The organism is Erythrobacter oryzae, from assembly GCF_030271515.1.
GTDB classification, from domain to species: domain Bacteria; phylum Pseudomonadota; class Alphaproteobacteria; order Sphingomonadales; family Sphingomonadaceae; genus Erythrobacter; species Erythrobacter oryzae.
This window is the reverse complement of sequence record NZ_JASCXI010000001.1, coordinates 892,641-916,952: the sequence shown is the minus strand read 5'-3', so window position 1 is coordinate 916,952 and position 24,312 is coordinate 892,641. Positions and strand designations below refer to the sequence as shown.

General features: G+C 69.0%; 14 protein-coding genes and 1 pseudogene. 3 read left to right on the top strand and 12 right to left on the bottom strand.

Annotation, left to right across the window (positions count from 1 at the left end; all coding sequences use genetic code 11):
* Window positions 1–7: 7 nt before the first annotated feature.
* Window positions 8–421: a holin family protein gene (locus PFX90_RS04495; RefSeq protein ID WP_285711072.1), complete on the bottom strand. Its 414-nt coding sequence runs from the start codon at window positions 419–421 to the stop codon at window positions 8–10.
* Between the two features lie 71 nt (window positions 422–492).
* The gene (locus PFX90_RS04490; RefSeq protein WP_285711069.1) at window positions 493–1,395 is read right to left on the bottom strand and encodes an HpcH/HpaI aldolase/citrate lyase family protein; all 903 of its coding nucleotides are present in this window, start codon (window positions 1,393–1,395) and stop codon (window positions 493–495) included.
* A gap of 197 nt (window positions 1,396–1,592) precedes the next feature.
* On the opposite strand from PFX90_RS04490, the gene PFX90_RS04485 reads away from it, so the two are divergent.
* The 3 genes and pseudogenes from PFX90_RS04485 to PFX90_RS04475 all read left to right on the top strand — a co-directional run.
* Window positions 1,593–2,042 (top strand): (2Fe-2S)-binding protein, encoded by a 450-nt coding sequence (locus PFX90_RS04485; RefSeq protein WP_419180076.1) that lies wholly within the window; start codon window positions 1,593–1,595, stop codon window positions 2,040–2,042.
* Window positions 2,042–4,306 (top strand): xanthine dehydrogenase family protein molybdopterin-binding subunit, encoded by a 2,265-nt coding sequence (locus PFX90_RS04480; protein ID WP_285711064.1) that lies wholly within the window; start codon window positions 2,042–2,044, stop codon window positions 4,304–4,306. The genes PFX90_RS04485 and PFX90_RS04480 overlap by 1 nt, the downstream gene beginning before the upstream one ends.
* Window positions 4,303–4,800 (top strand): annotated as a pseudogene (locus tag PFX90_RS04475) (nucleotidyltransferase family protein); the annotation flags it as partial. The gene PFX90_RS04480 and the pseudogene PFX90_RS04475, both read left to right, overlap by 4 nt.
* 26 nt (window positions 4,801–4,826) lie before the next feature.
* Here PFX90_RS04475 and PFX90_RS04470 read toward each other — a convergent pair.
* The 10 genes from PFX90_RS04470 to PFX90_RS04425 all read right to left on the bottom strand — a co-directional run bounded on the left by PFX90_RS04470 (window position 4,827) and on the right by PFX90_RS04425 (window position 24,304).
* Window positions 4,827–5,834: an XdhC family protein gene (locus PFX90_RS04470; RefSeq protein ID WP_285711061.1), complete on the bottom strand. Its 1,008-nt coding sequence runs from the start codon at window positions 5,832–5,834 to the stop codon at window positions 4,827–4,829.
* A 130-nt stretch (window positions 5,835–5,964) separates the two neighbouring features.
* Window positions 5,965–9,552, bottom strand: coding sequence for an eCIS core domain-containing protein (locus PFX90_RS04465; RefSeq protein WP_285711058.1), 3,588 nt, complete (start codon window positions 9,550–9,552; stop codon window positions 5,965–5,967).
* Window positions 9,506–11,455, bottom strand: coding sequence for an ATP-binding protein (locus PFX90_RS04460; RefSeq protein WP_285711056.1), 1,950 nt, complete (start codon window positions 11,453–11,455; stop codon window positions 9,506–9,508). Before PFX90_RS04460 ends, PFX90_RS04465 begins: the two co-directional genes overlap by 47 nt.
* A complete protein-coding gene (locus PFX90_RS04455) occupies window positions 11,452–13,209 on the bottom strand; it encodes a hypothetical protein (protein ID WP_285711054.1) in 1,758 nt (585 codons plus the stop codon). Before PFX90_RS04455 ends, PFX90_RS04460 begins: the two co-directional genes overlap by 4 nt.
* 7 nt (window positions 13,210–13,216) lie before the next feature.
* Entirely contained in the window at window positions 13,217–15,211 is a 1,995-nt protein-coding gene (locus tag PFX90_RS04450; protein WP_285711051.1) for a hypothetical protein, read from the bottom strand.
* A gap of 22 nt (window positions 15,212–15,233) precedes the next feature.
* A complete protein-coding gene (locus tag PFX90_RS04445; RefSeq protein WP_285711048.1) occupies window positions 15,234–16,559 on the bottom strand; it encodes an IPT/TIG domain-containing protein in 1,326 nt (441 codons plus the stop codon).
* 21 nt (window positions 16,560–16,580) lie between these two features.
* On the bottom strand, window positions 16,581–17,858 hold the full coding sequence (locus tag PFX90_RS04440) for a hypothetical protein (protein ID WP_285711045.1): 1,278 nt from the start codon (window positions 17,856–17,858) through the stop codon (window positions 16,581–16,583).
* Window positions 17,855–19,153, bottom strand: coding sequence for a hypothetical protein (locus tag PFX90_RS04435; RefSeq protein WP_285711043.1), 1,299 nt, complete (start codon window positions 19,151–19,153; stop codon window positions 17,855–17,857). The genes PFX90_RS04440 and PFX90_RS04435 overlap by 4 nt, the downstream gene beginning before the upstream one ends.
* A gap of 37 nt (window positions 19,154–19,190) precedes the next feature.
* Complete coding sequence (locus PFX90_RS04430) at window positions 19,191–22,028, bottom strand: phage tail protein (RefSeq protein ID WP_285711042.1); 2,838 nt, start codon at window positions 22,026–22,028, stop codon at window positions 19,191–19,193.
* Window positions 22,028–24,304 (bottom strand): baseplate J/gp47 family protein, encoded by a 2,277-nt coding sequence (locus tag PFX90_RS04425; protein ID WP_285711040.1) that lies wholly within the window; start codon window positions 24,302–24,304, stop codon window positions 22,028–22,030. The genes PFX90_RS04430 and PFX90_RS04425 overlap by 1 nt, the downstream gene beginning before the upstream one ends.
* Window positions 24,305–24,312: the final 8 nt, after the last annotated feature.

Genomic DNA, 24,312 nt, shown 5'->3' with positions numbered 1-24,312 from the left:
CCCGCGCCTACTTGTCCACGCCCTTGACCTTCCCCCACTGGCGCGCGGCGGTGTAGCCGAGGTAGCCAGTGCCGAAGAGGGCGTAGAGCGGCTCGGGCAGCCCCGCGAGATAGGCGTTCATCCCCGCCGCGATCTCGTGCGCGGCGGCGGGATTGAAAGCCGAAAGAACCCCCATCGGCAGCGATGCGAGCAGCAGCACATACATCACGTAGAGAAAGCTCGGCCGGGCGCGGCTGGTCCACGGATCGCTCGAATTGGCCTCGGCGACGATCGCCTTGAGCTGTGTTTCGAGCATCTGCATTTCCTGCGTGCCCTGCAACGCGATCAGTTCGAGCTTGGCCTTGGCCTGCGCCTCCTTATCCGGGATGATCTTGTCGATGATCGAGGCGATGGGTCCGATGAGGACGTCGAGTAGGGCCATGGCGCGCGCTCCTTTCGAGTGAGTCGCGCAACCAAATAACCAAATAGGTTAGAGTAGGAAAATGATTTAACCTACTGCACGCCCGCCTCGGCGAGCAGGCGCTGCGCCAGCGCCAGATGCGGGCGGTCGAGCATCGCGCCATCCAATGCCACCACGCCTGCGCCGGGGTGGTCGGCAAAGGCCTGCACCACAGCGCGGGCGTGGGCGAGTTCCTCTGCGCTGGGGGTGAAGGCTGCGTTGATCGGATCGACCTGCGCGGGATGGATCGCGAGCATCCCGCCGAAACCCTGCGCGCGCACCCGCCGCGCGCGCGCCGCCAGCGCCTCGAGATCGCGGAACTCGGGTTGCACCGTCTCGATCGCCGCCACCCCCGCCGCCGCCGCGCCGATTAGGCACAGGCTGCGCGCCATCTCGTAGGTGTGCGAATACTCGCCGTCCGGCCCCCGCTGCTCGCGCGCGCCGAGCGCCGAGGAGAGGTCCTCCGCCCCCCAGCTCATCGCAACCAGCCGCGCCTTGCCGGGGTAATCGCCCGCATAGTCGCCGGTGTGGAACATCGCCGCGGCGGTCTCGGTGACGAGAGCGGCGATGAGAGTGCGGCCGAGGGGGATGCCGTTTGCGGCTTCGAGCGCGGTCAGATAGTGATGAAGCTGCGTCACGTCCGCCGCCCCTTCGGCCTTGGGCAGAAACACCCCGCCGGGGCGCGCAGGCATGATCGCGGCGAGATCGGCGATGCATTCGTTCCCCGCGACCGGATTGATCCGCACCCACAGCCGCGCCTTGTTGACCGAGGCCGCGATCTGCGCGGCGACCATCTGGCGCGCGGCGGGCTTGTTCTCGGGCGCGACCGAATCCTCGAGGTCGAGCAACACGATATCCGCGTTGCCGCCTTCGGCCTTCCCCATCTTCTTCTCGCTGTCGCCGGGCGCGAACAGCCACGAGCGCATGCGGGGCGGGGTGGGAATGGTGTGGGGCATCGGACTTCCTCTCCTCGGTCCCCCAGCGCTTACGAAGCGCGCCCGCGCATCGCAAGTCTGCGTCATTTGCCCGAGCCTGCCTTGCGCCCGTGTCTTTCCGTTTGGCGAGGGGGGCTTCGCGTTGCTATACACAACCCAAATCCAAAACATGGGGAGTGCCGCCTGTGGCAATCGCATTTTCTGTAAACGGCAAGCCCGTGAGCGTAGAGGCCGATGCCGACACGCCGCTGCTGTGGGCGCTGCGTGACGATCTCGGCCTCACCGGCACCAAGTTCGGCTGCGGCATCGCGGCCTGCGGGGCGTGCTCGGTGCATGTCGACGGCAACCTCACCCGTTCGTGCAGCGTGCCGGTGAGCGAGGTCGCCGGCAAATCCGTGACCACCATCGAGGGGCTCAAGAGCGCCGATGGCGTGCTCCACAAGGCCCAGCAGGCGTGGATCGACGCGCAGGTGCCGCAATGCGGCTACTGCCAGTCGGGCCAGATCATGGCCGCCGTGGCGCTGATCGAGCAGGTCGGCACGCCGACCGACGCGCAGATCGACGAGGCGATGACCAATATCTGCCGCTGCGGCACCTATCCGCGCATCCGCAAGGCGATCCTTGCTGCCACCGGTGCCGCCGCTGCGGCCGAACAGGGAGCCGCGTGATGGCCGACAATCCGACCCCCGACATCGACCTCCCCGAAACCGCAGCTCCGGCGCCCAAGCCCAAGCGCAAGGGCATCAAGCGCCGCATCTTCCTCGCCGGCTCCGCGCTGGTCGTGGGCGGCGGCATCTTCGGCGTGTGGTGGACCGACAGCAGCGTCAAGGCCAAGGGCAACGCCATGATCGGCGGCGAGGGCAAGCCCGCCTTCGGCAGCATCATGACCATCGGCGAGGACGACACGGTCACGGTCTATTCGCCCCATATCGACTTCGGGCAGGGCTCGCACACCGCGCTCGGCCAGATGCTGGCTGACGAGCTGGACGCGGACTGGGAAAAGGTCAGGATCGAGCAGGCCCCGGCCGACCTCGCTTTCGCCAATGCCGCGCTCGCCAAGGGCTTCCTGCCGACGATGGCGGGAGACTTTGCTGCCGGGCTGATCCCCGATGCGGTGATCGGGATGATGGCGCGCTCGATGCCGCTGATGATCACCGGCGGCTCTTCCGCGATCCGCTTCACCGGCGAGATCGCGATGCGCCGCACCGGCGCGGCGGTGCGCGCGGCGCTGATCGCCGAAGCGGTCGACCGGCTGGGCGTTCCCGAGAGCGAACTGACCACCGCCGACAGCAAGGTCACCCACGCCAAGTCCGGCAAGTCGCTGCGCTATGGCGAGCTGGCCGCAGGCGCGGCTGAGCGGTCGCTCGCCAGCGATCCGGTGCTCAAGACCCGCGAACAGTGGAAACTGATCGGCACCGGCGTTCCGCGCCGCGACATCCCCGCCAAGGTCGATGGCTCGGCGGTCTACGGGATCGACTTCACGCTCCCCGAGATGCGCGTCGCCACCATTGCGGCGGCCCCCGTGCGCGGCGGCAAGCTGGAAAGCGTCGACGAGGCCCCGGCGCTTGCCGTCAAGGGCGTCGAGAAGGTGATCAAGCTGCCCGACGCCGTGGTGGTGATCGGCAAGGGTTACTGGCCCGCGACCAAGGGTTTGCAGGCCCTCTCGCCCAAGTTCTCCGACGGCGGCCATGCGGCGGTCAACACCCCGGCGGTCTATGCCGCGCAAGGGAAGCTGATGGCGGGCGGCAAGCCCGACAACGAAGCGGGCGAGGGCGATGTCGACGGCGCCTTCAAGGCCACCGGCGCCAAGCTGGTCGAGGCCGAATACCGCGTCCCCTTCCTCCACCACGCGATGATGGAGCCCTTCGCGCTCACCGGCCATTTCAAGGACGGCAAGCTCACCATCTGGGGCGGCTTGCAGGACCCGCTCTCCACCCGCGTCAAGGCGGCCAAGGCCGCGGGGCTCGAGGTCGACCAGGTCGAATTCGTCCCCATGATCATGGGCGGCGGCTTCGGCCGGCGCTTCCCCGACATCGTCGAGATCATCGACCAGATCGCGATCATCGCCAAACAGGTGCCCTATCCGGTCAAGCTGGTGTGGAGCCGCGAGGAGGAAGTGCGCCACGGCTCCTACCGCCCGCAATCCTCGGCGAAGCTTTCGGCTTCATTGAAGGACGGGGCGATCACCGCAATGCGGATCGATTACGCGCAGAGCGGTAATGCGGAGGGCGAGGTGCCCTTCATCTACAATCTGCCCGCGACATCGCGGCGGCATTTCGCCTACCAGTCGAACCAGATCGACGGACCGTGGCGCTCGGTCAACGCGACCCAGCTCGGGTTCTACACCGAAAGCTTCATGGACGAGCTGGCGCTGGCGGCGGGGGCGGACCCCTACCAGTTCCGGCGCAAGCACCTCGCTGAAGGCTCGCGGCACCAGAAGGTGCTCGATGAAGTCGCCAAGCGCGCGGGCTGGGGCACGCCGCTGCCCGAAGGCGTGGGCCGGGGCATCGCCATCGTCGAGAGCTTCGACACGATCGTCGCCGAGGTGGTCGAGGCGACGCTGAAGGAAGATGGCAGCCCCAAGGTGGTCCGCGCCTTCGCGGTGGTCGATTGCGGGACGACGGTGAACCCCCTCAATGCCGAGGCGCAGATCATGGGCGGCCTCATCATGGGGCTCTCGTCCGGCATCGGTGAGGCGGTGACGCTCGACAAGGGCGCGGTGGTGGAGAGCAATTTCTCGGACTACCCGATCCTCAAGCTGGCGGACGCACCCCCGGCGGTCGACGTGCACTTCGCCGACAGCGGGGCGAAGACCGGCGGGATCGGCGAACCGGGCCTGCCGCCCGCGACCCCGGCGCTGGCGAATGCGCTGGCGTCGCTTACCGGCAAGCGCATCCGCAACCTGCCGATCCTGACGCAAGCCAAGGCTTGAGCGTTTCCCGCTGGTCGGCGCTGATCCTCGCCGGAGGGGCGGGGCGGCGCTTCGGGGTCAAAGAACGGGGGGGCAAGCTACTGGCCGACCTCGGCGGCGCGCCGGTGATCCGGCGGGTGGCCGAGCGGGTTTGCGACGCAGGCTTTGCCGAGGTGCTTGTCGTTACGGGAGCGGATGACGCTCCGGTACGCGCCGCGCTGGACGGGCTCGCCTGCCGTATCGTCCACGCTCCCGCGTGGGCCGAGGGCATGGCTGCAACGCTGTGCACCGGCATTGCCGGGCTATCGTCCGGGACTTGCGGCGTCTGCGTCTTCCTCGGCGACATGCCGCTCGTGCCAGTGGGGCTCTGCGGCGCGCTGGTGGAAGCGGCGCAGGCGGCTGGCTATGCCGCTCGGCCCCGCTGCGAGGGCAAGCCGGGGCATCCGGTTGCCTTCACCCGCGCGGCCTTCGCCGACCTCATGAAGCTGGAGGGCGATGCCGGAGCGACCGCGCTGCTCAAGGCGCGGCCCGAGGCGGTCGCCTACCTCGAAACCGCCGACAGGGGCGTGCTGCTCGACATCGACACCCCAGAAGACCTCGCCGCCGCCGTCGCCGCGTGGAACCCTTGCGCGACCTCGGCCACCAGCGACAGCGCCACCTCGCGCGGGGCCTTGCCGAAGCCGTAGAGCCCGATGGGGGCATGGAGCCGCGCTAGGGCCTTCTCGTCGACCCCGTGGCCGCGCAGCTTGGCGAGGCGCTGGTCGAGCCGCACCCGTGCGCCGACCGCGCCGACATAGAAGGCCTTGCTTTGCAAGGCTGCGGCCAGCCCGCGCTCGTCATCCTCGCGGTCGTGCGAGAGCACCGCGACAGCGGTCCACGGGTCGGGTGCGATGGCGGCGAGCGCGGCAGCGGGATCGCTGCGGTGATAGGCGATGGCGTCAATCGGCGCGGACTCGGGCCCGCCCGGGGTGATCAGCGCGACATCCCAGCCCATCGCCAGCCCCAGCGACGCCGCGCTGAGCGTCGCGCCATCATCGCCGATCAGCACCAGCCGCAAGGGCGGGGTGAAGAGGCGGGTGTAGGTGGTGCCGTCCCAAGCGTCGTGCGCGGGCGCCTCGCCTGCGGCTTCGGCGCGGCGGGTGGTGCCATCGCTCGAGAAGAGCAGCGGGGTGCGGGTGCGCCATGCCTCCAGCAGCGCCGCGACTGCGGGTTCGTCGGCCGCGACCGGCTCGACCAGCACCGTGATCCCCGATCCGCAGGCGAGCCTGATGTCGATCCACGGGCTGCCCTCGCCATAGCGCAAGGTGCGCGGCGCGTCCGCTGACAGCACCTCGCGGCCGTGGCGCGCGACGTCATCCTCGATGCACCCGCCCGACAGAAACCCCCAATGCTCGTCCGCAGTGATGAGCATCTGCGCCCCTACATCGCGCGGCGCCGAGCCGTCGACCTCAACGAGTGTGGCAATGGCGAACCGGTCGGGCAGCGCGGGGAGCGCGAGCAACGCCTCGCGGATGTCGTCGACGGGGGCGGACAGGCGCCAACGGGTCATGGGCGGGAGAGGATCACCGAGCATGTGCCTAGCGTAGCCTTCATGGTGAAGCGGCACAATCGGGTCTCAGACTAGCCTCACTGCCGACAGAGATATAGCTGAAGGCTCGAATGGCCTCCATATGTTGGGGTCAGTTCGGAAGGTCGCGCAGACCGAAGAGTTCTTCGGCTCGTGCGCGGATAATCTCCACCAATCCAGTTCTTGCCCAAGCTTGGACATCCGCTGGCGTTGCAAATGTAAGACGGCGACTTCGAATCTCTTGCATCGCGAACGCAATAATTAACTGCCGTCGCCTTGTTACGAACTGATCTACCCTTGTGCCAGCTTCGCCCCCGGGCCGGGCTGCCGAGCCTAGCAATTCATTCTGCCGTGCGCGCGCAGCTGCGGGCGCGCCTGTCATAGTCATCGGGTTGACCTGCGATTCGCGCGCGAAGGCTTGATCGATGGTCAGGGTACCCGTCTGCACAAGGCGAGTGATCATCGCCAACTCGACTGCCGCGCTTTGGCTACGGGCTACCTCGACTGATCCCACAACACGGCCCATTTCCGCGAGGAAAAGAGCGTTATTTCCTTGATCGAATGGTCGCGGCATAGCTCCGGAACGTAGATAGCCGACGAGGATCGAAGCCATCTGGCGGTCTCCGATCGGCGGAGTCTGGGCATTTGCGATCTCCCTAAAGCGCTGGACCAGAGCCGGGTAGCTGACCGACACGCGTGCGCCATTTTCCTGACCGCGGCCGACGATCACGCCGCCGGGGCCCGGCGTCGACTGCATCTCGCCCGACACGCCGGCCCTGAACGGCATTGCCATAAACTCATGTGGCGAGTTGGTCTGGAAGCTGAAGCGCGCAGGTCGATTTGCGTCCTGCAACGCTGCTGCCGCCCCAAGCATGCCCGGGCCGGGCCCGACTGCAATTGTCGGGATTACCGTATCGCTCCCCCGGTTTCCCGCCGCTGCCATGCCCGCCGGACCTTGGTGCGCTCTCAGAACCCTCTCACGTTCCCGCACCACCCGCGGATCCGACATCAAGTCACCGGCAACTTGATCGATTAGCCGTTCGACATCAACCGAAGTGCCGCTCAATGCTTGAGCAACTTCCTCTTCAATCATGGGGTTGATCGATGCGAAAACGAGGTAGCGTCCATTTCGCTCGGTGACCCTCAGCGCCGAAAGACCGTAACGCGTCCTAAGAATAGCGATGCCGGTCTCAAGTACTGACCTTGAAATCCTATTGCCCAAGCCCCGAGCAATGAGCCGTGCATCCCTTATAGCCAACCGCAACCGCGCGTTGGGATCGGCTGGCGTGCCGGCCTGCAGCAGGAACCGCCCCAACCGCCGTGCCTGGGTCACGATCCAGTTCACCACCGCGTCCAGAGCCCGGTCGATCGGTGCGCGGATGCGGTTGATGAGGTTGGTGACTGCGTCGGACACCCGACCCAGCCCCGCGATGCGGGCGAGGAAGCTGATCACCAGCGTCAGCAGCCCCGCCATCGTGGTCTCGACCCGGTTGGCCGCCGCGCCGAGGCTGCCCGATGCGATCGCGGCGATGGAATCGATGAAGCTCGCCGCCACCGCCGCGATCTGGCGCAGCCGTTCGACGAAGAACATGATCGTGTTGTAGATCGCGATGATCGCCTGGATGAAGGCGCCCGCGGGCGAGAGCATCGACAGCAGCCGCGTGACCGCCGCCTGCACCACGCGGCTCTTCACGAAGTCCATGATCGCATCGATCGCCATCTGCTTGAGATTGCCGATGACCTCGATGATCTTCTGCCATGCAGCCGCCGGGCCTTCGGTGACAAGCGTGCGCACGATGTCGAAGCCGGTTTCGAGCGCGACCACGGTGGTCTCGTTGGTCGCACGCACCAGCTTGGCGCGGATGTTCGCCCAGGTCAGGCCGAGGATCGAAAGCACGAACTTGAGGATCTCGCGCAGGTTCAGCCCCTGCGGAATGTAGATGTTCGCCCCCGCCATGGCCCCCGTCAGCCAGCCGACCAGCGACGCCTGCAGGTGGGTGAGGAAATTGCTTGCGAACTGGCGGAAGCCCTGCATCGCGGCCTTCACCAGATTGCCGACGAAGCCGATGGGATTGCGCAGGATCGTGTTGAACGCGCCCGCCGCCTTCGCAATGTAGGGCAGGACGGCCGGCGCCACGACCTCGACGATGATCTTGAGCAGGTCGATCACGGTTCCCAGCGCCCAGCTGCCGAAATCCGCAAGGAAGCTGCCGATCACCGAACCGATCTTCGCGAAGGCGCGGGGAAGGACCACAAAGTCCATGATCTCGAGGCTCTTCAGCCCGTCGATGAAGCGCGTCGGGATGCTGCTGACGAGGCCCACCAGACCCTTCATCGCGGTCTTGAACCAGGCAAAGGCGCGCGGAATGGCGTTGGCGCGCTGGATGTTCTGCCACAGCTCCTGCTGGCCGATCATCGTCATGAACCCGCCGATCACCTCGGCGGCGCCGCCTTCGAACTTCTCGCCGGTCACCGGGTCCTTGCCCAGCACGGCCTTGAGCAGGGTATAGAACGGCGTTTGCGCGGCCAATGCGGCGAGCGGCTTGAGCACCGCTTCCTGGACCATTTCGAGGATCTTCGAAAACAGCCCTCTGGCAAAGGCAAGGATCCGGCTGATCGGATCGGTGAAGATCGCCTTGGCCCTGTTCCACACGCTGCCCAGACTGAAGATGTCGCGCCAGCCGAGCGAGTCGAGGAACCGGTCGATCGCCGCCCGGATGGCCGCGCCGGTTATGCCCAGTGACTTGAGCTGCCCTTCGATCCAGCTGCCGACCTTGTCGAAGATGCCGTAGCTGTCGAGCACCCGGGTGATGATGTTGCCGCCCGGCAGGAACTCGACGATCGCGCGCAGGATATTGGCGGCGCTGGCCTCGACCGCGCTCATGTTGATCGGGTTCACGCCGATCAGGATCGTGAACATCCGGTAGCCGGGGATCGCGTTGGCGGCATCGGCGAAATAGTCGAGCGCGTCGGAAATGCCGAGGCGGCTGGCCTGTCGCCCGGTGCGTTCGGAGACGCGCGGTGCCTCGGCCGGATCGGCCTCCTTGCGCTGGATCGTCTCGCATTGCTGGATCGTGTGGGTCAGCTCGTGGGCGAGCAGCTCCAGCCCGTCGCGGGTGTCGGGATTGTATTGCCCTGCGGCGAAGAAGATGTGGCGGCCATAGGTGAAGGCGCGCGCGCCGAGTTCGTTGGCGAGCCGCGCGGCCATCGCATCGGTGTGGATCATCACGCCCGAAAAATCGGCGCGGAAGCGGGGTTCGAGAAAGGCGCGGGTCTTGCGCGAGAGCTGTGCGCCTCCGGTCGCGGCCGCGCGGACCTTGGCCGCGACCGCGCTGTCCGGGCCGCTCGGCGAGGGCGCGCGCGGCAGAACCGGCAGCGGCCTCGCGGCGACCCTTTGCGCGCTTCGCTCGCCGCGCGCGGTCACGGCCGGGGCAGGCATCTCCATGACCTGCTTTGCCACCCGGTCGGCCTCGCGTTCGGCCGGATCGCCGGGGGAGGAGACGAAGCGCTTGGCCTGCGGCGTCGCGGACAGGCTGGCGCGGACGACCGGGCGCGCGGTGCCGGTGTCGGTCGCGACGGCCTTGAGTTGCAGCGGCGGGGTATCGGCAGCGGCCGGGCGGCGCTCCTGGACGGGGGGAGCGGCGCTCGCCATATCAGCCCACGGCGGCCAGCGGCCGGCGCAGCGGACAATCGGCGCCAAGCTTGCGATATTCGCGGCCGATTGCCGCACGCAGCTCGCCATCGCCGATCGCACGCCCCGCATCGAGCGCGAGCAGGCGCGCGTGCTGCGCGACGTTGCGCAACTGTCCGCCACTCAGGGCGCAGCGGCAGGCGATCTCGTCCAGAAGGGCGGGGCTGGCCATATGGCCTTCTCCCAGCTGCCGTTGCAGGATTTCCAGCCGCCTCACCTCGTCCGGCTGGGCGAAGCCGATCACCGCATCCATGCGCCGGGCAAAGGCGCGGTCGATCCGGTCGGCATCGTTGCTGGTGACGAGAATGATGCCGCGGAAGCTCTCGATCCGCTGCAGCAGGAAATTGGTTTCGAGATTGGCGTAGCGATCATTCGAACTGGTCACATCGGTGCGCTTCGCCATCAGCGCGTCGCCTTCGTCGAGCAGCAACACGACATCGAGCTCCTCGGCGGCCGATAGCGCGCGTTCCAGCGCCTTTTCGGTCTCCCCGATATACTTGTTGACCGTCGCGGCGAGGTCGATGCGGTAGACGTCCTTGTCGAGCGCGCGGGCCACGTGGCGGGCAGCCAGCGTCTTGCCGGTGCCGCTGGGGCCGCTGAGCAGCGCGCGCACCCCTTCGTTGTCCCCGCCCAGCGCCTCGCGGTGACGGCAGCGGCTGACGAGCGCGAAGAACTCCGCCTCGCTTTCGTGATCCAGAAACAGCGGATCGGGGTCTTGCGAGGCATCGAGCAGGGTGGCGAGCGTTTCCAGTCGCGCATCGCGCAGCCCGCGCAGCGCGGCGCGCAGATCCTCCGGCGCGGGAGCGGTGCGTCCGGCGAGCTTGGCGGCGGCGAGCGCATCGCGGCCCGCGCGGCGGATGTTGCCTGTCGTCAGGACGATCCGGTCAAGGTCGGGCAGGCCGTCGGTCAGGCTGGATGCTTGCCAATGCTGCATCCGTGCAGCCGGTGACGGAAGTCCGAGCGTCACCGTCGAGCCCGCCAGGCCGGACGGCAGACGCACGGCGCCGCTCCGGGTGCACACCAGCGCGAGATTGATCGCACCGCAGGCCGGTTCGCGGACCTCCGTCATCTCGCCCGGCGCCGTGTCGATCTCGGCGAGCAGCACCGCGTCGTGCAGCCAGGCGAGCGCCGATGCGACCCTCCAGCGCTGCGGATCGCCGAGCATCGCTGGATCGGCGACCAGCAGCGGCTTTCCCGCGGCGCGCGCAGCCATCGCCGCCCAGGTCTTGCGGCCATTGCGGCCCGGCCCCTTGATAACGACCGCGCAATTCTGCGCCGCGGCCCATTGGCGCCCCATCGCTGCCGGCAGCGGATCGCCCTCGCGATGCGGCAGCCACTTTGCGGGATCGGGCAGGTCATCCGCCGCGACCAGTCGCAGGCTCTCCGACCGTGGCCGCAGGCCGAGCAGCGCCGCCGCTACCAGCGGTTCGACGCGGTAGCGGCGCCGGTTGCGCATCGCCTGCGGATCGACCGACACGATCAATCCGCGCGCTTCCAGCTCGTCGAGCGCGACCAGCAGATCGACGGCGTCGGCCTGCTGGTCGAGCAGGCGCACCGCCGCCAGCAGGCCGCCCAGCGAAACGAAACCGCCCTCGGGCTCGAACAGCTGGGCAAGGTCGGTATCTTCCTCGGCCATCAGCAGAAGCTGCGGGATCAGGCGGCCGAGAGAGCCAAGGTCGAGACTGTCCAGCCTTTGCAACGGCCAGCCGGGATGGGCGAGCGCGATCGCTGCAAGCTCGATCTCGCGCATCGCTGCGGCGGGCCAGCGCCGGCGCGCTTCGGCCTCGTAAAATGTCAGCCCCGGCAGGGCGGCGACGAGCGCGGCGCGTTGCTCCGGTGCCATCGCCTCGAGCAGGCGGGTGGTGCAGGCCAGCACCTCGAAACGGAATTGATCTGCGGGTCTGAGGGTCATGTGAATTCGAACCTGACATTGCACCCTTCGGCGGGAATCCAGCCGGGATCGCGGTCGAGCCCGGAAAGGCGCAGGGCGATGGGAAGTTGCGCCAGCGAGATACGCAGCGTCACTTCGTCAGCGTCCTCGCTTGAAACCAGTGTTCCCGCCAGACACAGATCGCGCCGTCTGACCGCGGACCCGGCGAGCCGCCAGTCGAGATAGGAGAGCAGCCCTGTGAGCCACGCCTGCGTTTCCAGCGGCAGGGCGCGCAAGGCCCGGACAGCGCGGACCGGTGGGCGCCGGAGCTGCCGGTCGCGCATACGCAGCGGCGCGATGCTGGCGATAAACCCGCGCCGGTCCCACGCGCAGGCGTAGCCGCCATATCGGAAGCGCAGGGGACGCAGCGCAGGTCCGTCCCAGGTGGGGTCGGTCTGCCAGCTGCCCGGCAGATCGCCTCCGACCGCGCGTTGCGCGAGCCAGGCGCGCAGGGGATCGCGGGCGAAGCGCCGCCCGAACCATGCCATGCCGATCCGTTCGAGCAACCAGCAGGGCGACGGCGCGATCCGTGGGTCGAGCGGTCGCGTGAAATCGGGATAGAGCCCGAGCACGGTGAAGGCGTTGAGGAGAAACAGCAGGCCGCCGAAGCGGGTCTCGCAAGCGGGCAGCGGCAGGCGCGCGGCAGACAGACGCGGTGCCGCCTGCGGGTCAGGTTCGCCGCGACCGGCAGAGCGGTGGGCGACCTCTCCTTCTGGTGATCTTGCGAGGATCGACTCTCTGCGCGCGCGGCCGCGTTCGGCGTAACGTGCCATAGGCTGCGAGGGGGCCTCTCGCGGGGCGAGCGCGGTGCCGCGCCAGTAAGGACGCTTGGCGACCATTGCCCTCGCGCTCCCGCCACGAGGTATCGGGGCAACGCGCTCCCGAGGGAGCGGAGCGGTGCTCGCGGTCGACGCGGGGGGCACCTCTGCCAAGGCCTGCACAATCCGCGAGGCCATCGCCGGTTTCGCGGCGATCGCCGCCACCAGCAGCGCCAGCGTCGCGTGGCGCGGCGCGGAGGAGTGCAGGACCCGATAGGGCAACACCGGACCGAGTATCCGGATGATCGCAGCGGTGGCCTCGGACCGGCCGTCATGCTCCCTTGGTCCGCCGCGACCTTGCGGCGTGGCGTGCGCCGGGAGTGGCGCAATCTCCGCGACGGGTTCTGCCGCGACACGTGCCAGCACATCCGGCGGCACCGCGAAATGGGTCGTCAGCGCGGCTTCGATCGCGGCGGTATCGGAGTCGGTCCAGCTTGCCGCCCAGGCCGGAAATGTGCCCGCTGCAACCAGCGCCCGGGTGACAGCCGGCAAGACCAGCGGATCGACGGCCACCGCCTTGCGGAGCGCAGCGCGCATCGCTTGGGGAGGTTCGGGCAGGGGGGCGCAGTCTGCCGCAAGGATGTGTTCGGGCGATGCCAGCCGCACCGCCAGCCACGCCAGCCACCGCTCGCGCCGGGTGAAGCGCAGCGCACCCCTTGGCGCGGTCCCCGGCGCGGGATCGACGGTGGCACCGGCTCGCACCGCCGCCAGCGCATGATCGAGGCGGCGGGCGAGCGCCCCGGGCGAGGATTGCGCGGCGCGCGGCATGGCGAGCTGCAAACGCGGCACCAGCAGCCATTCGTCCGCATGGCCCGGTCCCTCGCTCCACCATCCAAGCGCCGCGGCCAGCGACCCCTTCGTCGCGAAGGGAGCGCCGGCACGCGCGTGCTGGAGGGTGAGAGCGGGGAAGGCGGACACGCCGGCCTCAGGCGATCATGCTGCCGACGGCGTAGATCGCGGCAGGGATCACAACCAGCAGCAGAGCCTGAAGGCTGCAGCCGTCGGGCTTGCCGTCCGGCTTCGGATCCTGTCCCGTGCCGCCGCCGTTCGCCCCGCCATCGCCGTCAGGGAACTTGCGCGGCAGATCCGACGTGTCGCCCGGGCGGATCTCGGGTCCGGCACCGACCTTGACGTTGATGGTCGCGGTCTTTCCGTCCTTGACCTTGATCCCGTAAACGCCCTTGCCGCGCTGGATCAGGCCTCCGCCCGACATCTGCCATCCCATCGGATCATCGACCCCGTTGTGATAGGCTGCGAGCGAGAAATCGCCGGGGCTGGGGTCCCAGATCTCGCCCTTGACCCCGTCCAGCTCCATCATCTGGTGGGTGCGGCGCAGCCCTTCGGTGATCCACAGATAGACCACCGAATCCTTATACATGTCGACACCGCGTCGCCCCGAGTCGGCGACCGCGACATGGGTGCGGGGGGCGTCGATCTGGTCGCGCCGGAGCTTGTCATTCTCGATCGCGTTCTGGAGCGCGCCGCCAATGATCGTCACGGTCTCCTCACCGTGATCCTTCGCGCCGATCAATTCCGAGACGACGATCTTGCGGCAGCGGGTCCGCAGCAGGAATTCCTGGGTGTCGCTGCCGTCACCGGGCTTGGAATAGCCCACCGCCGATATCTCGGCCGGACGTTCCTCTGACGAGAAATTGACGAAATCCATGTTCCGCCGCGCCGAGCTCTGGGTGAATACCACGCCTGCGCCCTTGAGTTGCACCCACATGCATTGGTGCGGCCTCATCTGGTAGTCGACCGGGACCGTGGCCGCGGGCCAGGCATTGAGCGTTTCGACCATCGCTCCGGGCGATCCGGGTGTTCCTGCTGCCACCGTCACGGGGGGGGAAGGATTGGTGCAGCCTGCTGCCAGAGCCCAGGCATTGAACTGCGGCGGGCCGAGGCCCCAGTTGGCCATCCGGACCTCCGCCGTCACCCCCGATGCCAAGGGTCCGGTATTTTCCAGCTGGGCGACGATCGTGTTGTCGACGGTCTTGCTGATCGTGTTCTGCAAGACGGCGCTGCCCGCCTGGCGGCAGCCGATCCCCATCGAACCGCCCTTGATCCGCACACCCTGACCTTGCGACACCATTGCACCTTTCAGCCCGCGCCCGAAGCTGGCGGCGGGAATGTCGGTCGTGAGGTCAATGATGCCCTCCAGTACCGGTGCGGTCGCAGGAAAGATGTACTGGCTCCAGCCGAACAGCGGATCGCCCTCGTCGAGGTAACGCAAGGCGCGGAAGACGTCGATGAACAGGCCGAAGTCGTCGCCGAGGTCGATCCAGCCCGCGCCGCCGCTGGCAACGCCGACGGGAACCCGCACCTCGAGGCTCCAGGCGATCTCGGTCGGCGAGTCCGCCGTGACAAGCGGACGCCACGATCGCACCTTGCAATCGAAGCCGGTCGGCGCGCTGGCGTTGCTCCAATTGCCGGACGGGCCGGAGCGCTGATAGAACGTCGGCCCGATATGCGCCGGTTTGTTGGTACGGATGTCGAACCCGAACGGGGAGGGGGCCTCGACGAGATGCGTGCCGGGATTGGCCGGATCGGGGTTGGCGGCGCCATATCCCGTCTCTGCCACCGCCGCCGCAGTCATGGGATCGGGTTCGTCACCCCAGTTGGGGCGAATGTCGATCCGGCGCTGCTGGCCTGCCGCATTGCGAAAGGCGAGCATCACCATATCGAGGCTGTCGAAGCTGCTGTCACCGCGGCACAGCACGCCGATGACCAGCGTATCGCCGTCCTGCACGGCGTTGATCACCACCGGCGACAATCCGCTGCTGCCGATCTCGACACGCGCGCCGTTGACATAGCCGGGCTCGGCCTCGGGAGTAATCACGCCGATATCGGCGAGCACAAAACCGTCGACGGTGGGGCGGCCGGTGACCGGATCGAAAGGGTTGAAGACGATAGTATTGCTCATGGTTTGGCTCCTTTGAGGTTGGTCACGCCTTGCCGACGATCGGGATCCGCGTGAAACTGGTGAAGTCGGAAGTCCCGCCGCTGGCGGCGGCAAAGTGCCGCGCCTTGATCACCAGCCACGAAACCGTGGTGGTGTCGGCGAGGCCCGAACTGGTCAGCGGGACGGAGAAGGGCTGGGTCTGGTTGGCGGCGACGGATGTTCGTCCGGGCGGGAATGTGCCGACAGTCCAGCGGCCGGTCTGTGCCGTGTTGCCGCCTGCCGGCGTTCCCGGTTCGACCGTGCATTCGAAGGTGTAGAACCCGCCCCCCGAAGCGCCGGCCGAAAGCTCCATCGGCAGTTGCACCGTTTGGCCGGGCTGCATCTTGAAGCCCTGGATCGTCTGCCCGTCGATCACGATCCCGCCGGCTCGCAGCGGTGTGGTGGCGACGAAGACAGCCATCTTGACGCTCGCCCGCGGGTCCGAGACTTCGGCGTCGTCCCCAACCACGAAAGGTATCTGCGTGCCGATGTCGACGAAGTTGTCCTCGGTCGTGCTGGCCTTGAGGCTGATCGCGGCGCTCTTGGCGCCTGCCGGCACCTTGATGGTCATCACCACATCGCGCGAACCGCCCGGCGCGAGCGAGAAGCTGCCGTTCTGCGAGAGCGAGATGTTGTCGGTCCACGCACCCTCGGTGCTGCCGTCGACCCCCGTTACGACCGCTTCCAGCACGATGTCGCGGGTGACGTTGAGCTGGCTGATGATCCGCCATTGCACCGTGTAGGTGTTGCCGACGATAATCTGCCCCAGCGTGCCACCGGTCGAGCGCACGTCCAGCGTGCCCTGCGGCGTGACCTTCGGCGCGACGATCCGCACCGGATATTCGTTCGACACCATCCCGGCGGTGCTGACCTTGACCATCAGGTCCACCGGCAGGGTGGTGAAGCCGATCGGCACCGGCATCTCGATGTGCGTATCGGTCGATTCCGGGAAGAAATCGTAGATGTCGCGGGTGCCGAAGCTGACCTTGGTGTCCGCGTTGGAAGGCTTCAGGTTGCGGCCGATGATCGTGATCCTGCTGCCTGCCGCATAGACCCCGCCGACCGGTTCGATCCGGTCGATATAGGGTCCGCCCGCATTCGCCTCCAGCCGCGCCACGCGCAGCATCAGTTCATTGATGTCGTTCAGCATCAGGTTGAAGGTTTCGGCGCGGATCAGATCGCCGGGCGCGACGTTGGGAGGGCGCAGCAGCAGAAGCTGCTGGTAGAGCGCCTGGCGCTGCGGCTCGGTCATCTGCGCACCGAGCAGATCGAGCAGCTTCGACATCGGCGGCAGCAAAGCGCCGTCTGAAATGGTCACGATATCGGTCATCGTCGGCTCCTTTCGGGCGGCTCAGCTGCCGCCCAGCGCGAAGTTGGCGTAGTTCCAGCGGTGCAGGTTGAAGCGGGCATCGCCGCGGTAGCCGAGGTCGCCGCGGGCAAAGACCAGGTAGGGGTCGGGCCGCGCCGGATCGGCGAGGGCACCGGCCGCCGCGATCAGGTTCTCGGCGACGGCATAGACCCACACCACGCCGTCGTCGGCGGTGTCGATCGCGGGCGCGGTCAGGCTTTCGCGCATCAGCACTTCAAGCTGCGCGGCGTTGATGTGGATCGGCCCGCGGTAGGTCATCCCGGCGAAGAAGTCGCCGGCTGTCCCGGCGTCGAGACCGGGCAGCAGCCCGCAGGGCGGCAATTGCGGGAAATGCGTGCGCGCGCTCACCCCGGCAAGCCCGCCCGGCGCGGCGGCAAGCTCGCCGAGATGGCCGGCAAACTGCGCAAGCATCGCCCGTCCTGCCGCACCGCGCGCCGGAGCGGTCAGGCTGGCGAGCGGGTCGCCGCGGTCGGGCACGGTCAGCTCCCGGCGGACGGCCCACATGTCGAGGAAGGTCACGTCCAGCGCGCCGGTGAAATGGACCAGCGCCAGCGGCAGCATGTCGTCGGTCAGACCGCAGGCCGCGAAGTGATCCGCCAGCGATCCCCCGCTGTCGACCTTTCCGGGCAGGTGCGTCACCCAGCGCTGGCGCACGCGCGCGCCGAAGCAGCGATAGGCGATGCGGTTGCGGAACGAGGCTTCGGTCGGGGAGATGCCGCCATAGGCGTGCGGGGGAATTTCGAACAGGCGGAACGAAACTCCGGCCAGATCGCGGTCGGCGTTGCAGCTCAACGGGTCGCCGGGCAGGCCGTTGACTTGCGCGCGCCCTGCCGAAACCCGGGCGGGAGCGACCGCGAGAAGATAGAGCCCCTCGCCCGCGACATAGACCCCGCCTGCCTCGGAGCCGCAGGGGCCGAAGGTGCCGGGCTGGTTCACGGCAAAGCTGGTGCTGTCCTCGCGCACCAGAGCGATGCGCTGGTCGCCCGCCAGTTCGAGCACCAGGCCCGAGGGCGCCACGCCCACCCCCGCGCGCACGGTGACGCTGGCGCGCGGTTCGGCGAGGTCGGCGCTGGTCCGTTCGACCGTCAGGCCGTAGGCCACGCCGCTGCCACCGGTCAGCGCGATCCGCGCGTCCAGTCCGGCGCGGGCCTGCTGTTCACGGGTCAGATCGGCACCGCTCAGCAGGCGGCCGTTGAAGAAGCGGACGGTCTCGATCGCGCCTTCGCTGACCGGCTGGCCGAGTTGCAGAAGCGCGGTCACGACACCGGCCCTCCCGCGCCGTAGGCCCATTGGCCGGCCCCGTCGGCGACCAGCAGGATCGTCTCGCCGGTAGCGAGGTCGCGGCTGGCCTCGCCCGCGATCATGCCGCCGCCGGCGACCTTCAGCGTGACCTTGCCCGGCCCCTGGCTGCGCAGCCACAGCCAGCGTCCGGCGCCGGCCGCCGTCCCGGCCGGGATCACGACATCGCCATCGGCGCCGAGCCGGATCAGCGCGGCTGCCGTACCGGTGCCGAGATTGCCGGCCCCGGTGACCACTTCGAAGCTGCCGGGCAGCGGGTCGGGCACCGCCGCGGTGCCGAACAGGGTCGCGGCCAGAGCGGGGTTTTCGATGAAGCTCCGCTCGCCCTCGTCGATCTGCACCGCGTCGAGCGGGGCTCCGCCGTCATCGACTTCCCAATGGCTGCCCGCCTTGACCACCGGCAGCACGATCCGCGCGAGCAGAACGCAATCCTCGCCGCGCGGGGCGGCAGCGCAGCTCTGTGCCATGACCAGCGGGCGGACGCGGGTGATCCACAGCTGGCGCAGACGGCGGCGAAGAAAGGGCCGCAGATCTGGATGGAGGGTCGGAGGGGCGAGATCGGCGGCGCTGAAACTGTCGCCGCTGGTGAACAGCGCGCGCAGATGCTTGCCGAGTTTCGCATCCAGCGCCTTGCGCGCCGCCGCGGTGTTGGGGGCTGTCGCATCAATGACCCAGCTGCTCTCGTAGATCTGCAGCAGCCGCAGCGCGCGCGCCTCGGTGTGCAGCGGCGAGGTGAAGGACAGCGCCAGCCGGTAATCATCCATCACCCGCGAATTGGCCATCAGGTCGTCTTCGCTGCGGCAGGGCTGGCCGGGGATCGGCACCGGGAGCGCGGTGCAATCGACGTAGCAGAGCGTCAGCCACAGCGAGAGTCGGGTCTTGGCGGGATCGGCCCCCAGGGCGGCAATCGCGCCGACCTGCTTGGTCACGGTCGCGTCGGCAAGCCAGGCATTGAGCGAGGCGCACTGGTCGCGCGCGACGCAGATCAGCTGGCCGCTCGGCGCGGCGGCGCTGCCCGCAGTTACGCGGATGCGCGGGCCGTTGGCTCCGTCCGCCTGGGGCATGACCTCCAGCCCGGCCAGCGTCCCGCTGCCGCCCGCCTCGCGCATGATCCACTGGTCCCGCGCCGAGTGATAGGCGAACTCGGCGCGGTAGTCGTCCACCCCAAGCACCATGCCGGTGGTGAAATTGACGTGCTGGCTGGGCGAGGGAACTGCGGCGGTTCCGGCAGGACTGAACGGTGTGCAGCAGGTCATGGCGTCTCTCCACCAAGGGAAGGGGGTTGAAAGGGGGTCAGCATGCGAGCCGTGCCCGTCCGGGGGGCGAGCCTTGCGGGCCCGCCACGAAGCTTGAACCGATGTAGCTGCTGCCGAGCAGCGCCGGTGGGATCAGCTCGGGCGCGCGCGAGCCCGCGCCCAGCTCGCTGTCCTGGCCCAGCCGGGCCTCTCCGACCCGGTTCATGGCCCAGTAGAAGCGCACGTCGAATTCGGTGTGCGCAGGTTTTTCGACCTCAATTATGCGGCGGGCGAGCGCCATCCGGTCATCGAGAACCGCCCCGCCTTCCGATACGGTGCGCAGCGGCAGAAGCACCGAAAAGCGGTGGGCGGTGCGGTGGCGCGGCAGCACCTTGCCTTCGAAGGCCAGCCAGTCGGCGAGCGCCGCGCCGGAGCCAGGCAGCTCGGACGGAACGGGGATCTCGCCGAAGCTCGCCCAGTCGCTGAGCCAGGCCTGGTTGAGCCGCTCGATCCGGTGATGGCGGCGGGTGAGGTAATCGTGCCAGCGCTGCCGGGCATAGCGCGCGATGGCGACAAAGCGCGCCCATTCCTCGCCCGGTGCTCCGGATGGCGCGGTATCGCGCGGAAGCTCGGCTGCGGGCAGACCGGCGGCGGCGAGGTGGCTGTGCCACGCTGCGCGCTCCTGCGCGCCCTCGGCGGGAACGAAGCCGAAGGCCGCGTCGAGGGTGGCCTGCCAGATGGCGGCCTCATCGCCGGTCGGCGGGGTAAGCGGAAAGGGTCCGGTGCCCGCCGTCCCGCCGGCAGCGGCGAGGCGCTGCCACAGGCCGGGCGATCCCTCCGCCGGGGTCCATTGCGCCTCCGGCGTGCCGATCACCGGGCCGCCTCCTGTGATGGCCGGGACATGGCGGCGCGAGGGCGGGCGGGTCATGAAGGTCTCGACCACCCGCACCTGACCGGGGCACTGGCAGCGCGGCCCGCCCAGCGCGAAATCGGCCGCGTCCAGATCGGCATCGAAGGCGATCCGCAGCGCCAGTTCCAGCCCCGGCACGGTCCCGCGCCAGGCGAAGAAGCGCATGGCATTGGCCAGAAACAGTCGCTTGCGCGCGGCATTCCACGCCGGATCGAGTGCCAGATCGAGCCAGCTCGCCAGCCATTCGAGGAAGCCTTCGGGCACGGTGCGCGGATCGAACCACGCCTGCGCGGCGGCGATGCGGTCCTCGATCCCGGTGTTGATCCCCTCCATATTGGCGAGGAACCGTTCGAGCAGATCGGCGCTGGTCGGCTCTTCGCGGTAGAGCGCGGGCAGGAAGCGTTCGGAATAGGAAAAGCGCGGATACCACAGGCGCAGCGCGCGCAGGCGCGGCGTGGTGCGGCCGTCGCCGGCAAGGGTGATGCGCAGCTGGCAGAAGCGCCCGCGCTGGCCTTGCAGCAGCAGATCCCAGCACCCCTCGCGCGCGGCCGGATCGGTGCCGAGCTGCGCGATCGCGCGCTTGCCGGGCAGCTCTCCGCCGTCACCGTTGAGATAGGGCACCGGCTGCACGATCCATCCCGGCGCGCCGCTGCCGCGCAGGTCGGCCTCGCTCTCGCCGCAGCGCGCCTCGATGGTGACGGAGGTGCCGGCGGGGATGCTGCCATCGATCCTGATCCTGTCCCACTGGCATTGGGCGAGCCGCGAATCGTAGACCGGGGTTTCGAAAGTGCAGGCCGGGGCAAAGGCGCGGTGAACCCGCTTGACGACCGGCACCAGTCGCGGCTCCGGCCCGCTGTCATAGCTGATCCGCCCGGCCACGAGGCCCAGCACCCGGCCGCCGCAGCGACGCAGCGGGTAGGTGGTGGTCTGCAGCCCGTCCGGGATCACCGCGCCGTTGCCGCCCCGGCGTAACAGCAATTCGCGCGCCTGATTGCCGACCGGATCGACGAGGAAGATCGATTGCAGATCGCCTTCGGCCAGCGCCGCGCCGGCCATGTGCCAGGCTTGCCCGCCGTCGAGCAGCACCTGCCAGCCGGATGCGTCCTGCCTCGCGGCGAGGATCACCACCGAGCCATCGGCGCGGGCGGCCAGAGCCACCGGAACGTCGTCCCATGCCAGCACCAATTGGCGCGCGGAAAGACCGGCGGGCAGGGCGAGCGCGGTGCCCTGCCAGGGCAGCGCATGACGACGGCGCGGCGCGGCCGGATCGTCGCTCTGGAACGGGTCCTCGACAAAGGCGGGCGCGCCGGCGGCGCAAGGACGCAGATCGGCGTCGAGTGCGATCAGCCCGGCGTTCCCCTCGAGCAGGGCCCACAGTCCGCCCGGACCGCGCGCGGCGAGATCGGCGACGCTGCCGGGCATTCCTTCGGCGGGCATGAATGTCTCGGGCGGACCACCGGCGACGAGATCGAAGCGTTCGGCCCCTTCGCCCTGCGCGCTGCGCCACCACGCGACGAGGTATCCGCCCGCGGTTACGGCGAGCGCGACATAGCGGCGCGGCAGGGCTTCGGCCGTGGCGGCGTCGACGAAGGGTCCGGCAGCGCGCGGCGGCACCGCGCGCGGGTCGGGCCAGAAGGTCTGCTCGATACGGTCGGCGGCGGCAACGCAGCGGATCGCCAGGCCATCGTCGCTGACAAGGTAGAGGTTGCCCGCCGCATCGCTCGCGCAGGCGCGACGCAGCGCGGGTTCGAATGCGGTCTCGCCCCTGGTCGGCAGCAGGGCCTCGTCGCCGGGGGCAAGGGTCAGCTCGCCCGAGCGGCGGTTGTAGAACGGCGCGCGCGGATCGATCGTGGCCGCATCACCGCTGTCGGGGGCGGACCAGAAGGTCGCCACCGGCGTACGCTCGACCGGCCCGGTCGGCACACGGCAGCGACCCCAGTCGGCCGGGCCCAACAGCATGTGGAACAAGGCCTGGTTGACGTTCATCAGCAGGTCTCCGCCATGACCGGCACAGGCAGGCGCGGCGGAATGGTGGTGGCGGCCGGGCCGGTGCCGCGCAGCTGGTCGAGCGGGACGGGATCGCCCGCGACCACCGAGATGCCGAGCACCTCTGGCAGTTCCAGCCCGCTCAGCGACACGCTTTCGGTCGCGCCGCCCGCCCCGCGCGCGAGCTGCACTGGGGCGACCGACACAACGCCGGTCACGCGCGCTGCCTCGGCCAGCAGGGTGCGGGCGTTGACCGCGCGCCCCAGCGGCCAGCCGCGCAGCGCGGCATCGGTGTCGGGCGCGTAGAGCATCGGCAGCATCGCCGCGCCGCCGAAGCCGGGGGCGGGCAGGGGCGACAGGAACGCCTTCAATCGCCCGCGCACCGCCTCGGTCACTTCGGCGGCGCTGTGCCCGCCGGCGATCTCGATCCCGAGCGAGAGCCAGATACCGACATAATCCGGCCCGCGGATCGCCAGTTCGGTCGTCACCAGACGGCGCGGATCGAGATAGGCGCACAGCGCATCGACAAAGCCGCGATCGGGGCGCGGCGCATCAGGGTGCGCGCCGTCGAAGGCGGGGATCGCCAGCAGCGTAACCGCCCCCGGCACCGATCCGGCGATCACCGGGGCGGCATCGGGGTGACTGGCGGGAACAACCTCCACCCGGCCCATCGCCACCCCCGGCGTGCGCCACGCGATGGTGCGGAAATCCTCGGCCGTGACCAGCCGGTCGCGGGTGCGCAGCAGGCGCTGCACCTGCTTTTCGCCGTCAGCCGGGTTTTCCGCATCGGCGCCGCCCCAGGTCGGCACCGGATTGGTCGCGCTCACCCCGTCGGGGAGGGCAGGCCCGGCCTTGATCGCGCCCGCGCCGACATTGCCCTCGCGCCCCTCGCAATAGGCATAATCGGCAAACAGCACCTCGCCCGGCGGAGGCCGGCGGCCGGTCAGGCCATCGCCGAAGGTGACGAGGCCCGCTTCGGGATCGAGCGTGAAGACATCGGTTTCGCCCGGCGTTTCACCGGCGATCCCCGCGCGGTAGACCGGCACTTCGGGTCCGGCGGCAAGAATGTCGTCGATCTCGCGCCAGCTGCGCGTGCGGCCCGCGCTCGCGCCGGTGATCGCGACCGATCCCGCCAGCACCGGCGCACGGCCAAGGCGGTATTGCTGGCCCGGCGCGCCATCGGCATCGGCGATCCGTTCGGAGCGCACCTCGACCCGCTGGCGCACGGCGGCGGCATTGATCCCCGCCCAGCCGAGCCGTAGCGCCGCTGCCGATCCGATCCTGACCCTCAGCCATGTCACGATGCTGCCGGCAAGCTTGGGGTCCTCGATCATCGGCGGCAGATCGCCGACCCCGGCCTCGAGCGGATCGAGCGTATCCCAAAGGGCCAGCGCCTGCTGGTCGGGCAGGGTCAGTTCGATCACCCCGGCCTGCAGCAGCGGGTCGAAATCGATCCGCTGGGTCAGATCGCGGTAGCGCGGCTGGGGCGTGTCCGATCCTGCCGGGGTGGCCGAGACCGACCCGTCGGGGATCGCGAACAGCAAGGGGCTGGTGTTGCCCGCCGCGACATCGGGCACCGGCAGCAGATTGCGTCCGCCCGCCGCCAGTTCGGGAACCAGGCCGAAGGCGATGGTGCGCCGTGCCAGCTTGGCGCGCAGGTCGCTCCACCCGTCGCCGCCATCGGCGATCTTGTCGCCCGCCCGTCCGGTGAGCGCGATCCACAGCGTCTGGTCGTGACTCGCGCCGAAATCGAAGGGCGCGGCGAAATCGACCTCGGTGGTGCGGTAATGCGCGAGGCCACCGGGATCGGGCTGGCCATAGGAGGCGTAGAGCAGGCTGTAATAGTCGCGGGTCGCCTGATCGAGATCGTTGACCGGCTGCTTCATGAAGCACCGCGCGGCAACCGGCAGCACGTCGAGCGTGCGGTCGGTGCGGAAGGCGACCTTGCCGGCGAGCAGTTCGCTCCCGGCCGGGACATTGAGCGCGTCTGCGCTGCCGCGTTCGTTGGCAAAGCACACCAGCCCGCGCGCCTCGCGCGCCGGTTGCAGCCCGATGCCCAGCAATTGCAGGAACTTCAGACGGTTGCGCTCCGGCACCTGGTTGGTGCGGTAGATCATGTTTTCGGCGACATGCGCGAACAGCTGGATCAGCGTGATCCCCGGATCGCTGTCGTTGAAATTGGTCCATTCGGGCGTGTGGACGGGTATCCGCGCGACCAGCTCGGCGACCAGATCCTGGTAGCGGCGGTTGTCGATCGAGGGTGCGGATAGTGGCATCTGGCGGT

What these genes read in the sequence shown, in the direction of transcription:
- PFX90_RS04495 (WP_285711072.1), bottom strand. Translation starts at nt 421, where the DNA reads ATGGCCCTACTCGACGTCCTCATCGGACCCATCGCCTCGATCATCGAC.
- PFX90_RS04490 (WP_285711069.1), bottom strand. Translation starts at nt 1,395, where the DNA reads ATGCCCCACACCATTCCCACCCCGCCCCGCATGCGCTCGTGGCTGTTC.
- PFX90_RS04480 (WP_285711064.1), top strand. Translation starts at nt 2,042, where the DNA reads ATGGCCGACAATCCGACCCCCGACATCGACCTCCCCGAAACCGCAGCT.
- PFX90_RS04470 (WP_285711061.1), bottom strand. Translation starts at nt 5,834, where the DNA reads ATGACCCGTTGGCGCCTGTCCGCCCCCGTCGACGACATCCGCGAGGCG.
- PFX90_RS04460 (WP_285711056.1), bottom strand. Translation starts at nt 11,455, where the DNA reads ATGACCCTCAGACCCGCAGATCAATTCCGTTTCGAGGTGCTGGCCTGC.
- PFX90_RS04450 (WP_285711051.1), bottom strand. Translation starts at nt 15,211, where the DNA reads ATGAGCAATACTATCGTCTTCAACCCTTTCGATCCGGTCACCGGCCGC.
- PFX90_RS04445 (WP_285711048.1), bottom strand. Translation starts at nt 16,559, where the DNA reads ATGACCGATATCGTGACCATTTCAGACGGCGCTTTGCTGCCGCCGATG.
- PFX90_RS04435 (WP_285711043.1), bottom strand. Translation starts at nt 19,153, where the DNA reads ATGACCTGCTGCACACCGTTCAGTCCTGCCGGAACCGCCGCAGTTCCC.
- PFX90_RS04430 (WP_285711042.1), bottom strand. Translation starts at nt 22,028, where the DNA reads ATGAACGTCAACCAGGCCTTGTTCCACATGCTGTTGGGCCCGGCCGAC.
- PFX90_RS04425 (WP_285711040.1), bottom strand. Translation starts at nt 24,304, where the DNA reads ATGCCACTATCCGCACCCTCGATCGACAACCGCCGCTACCAGGATCTG.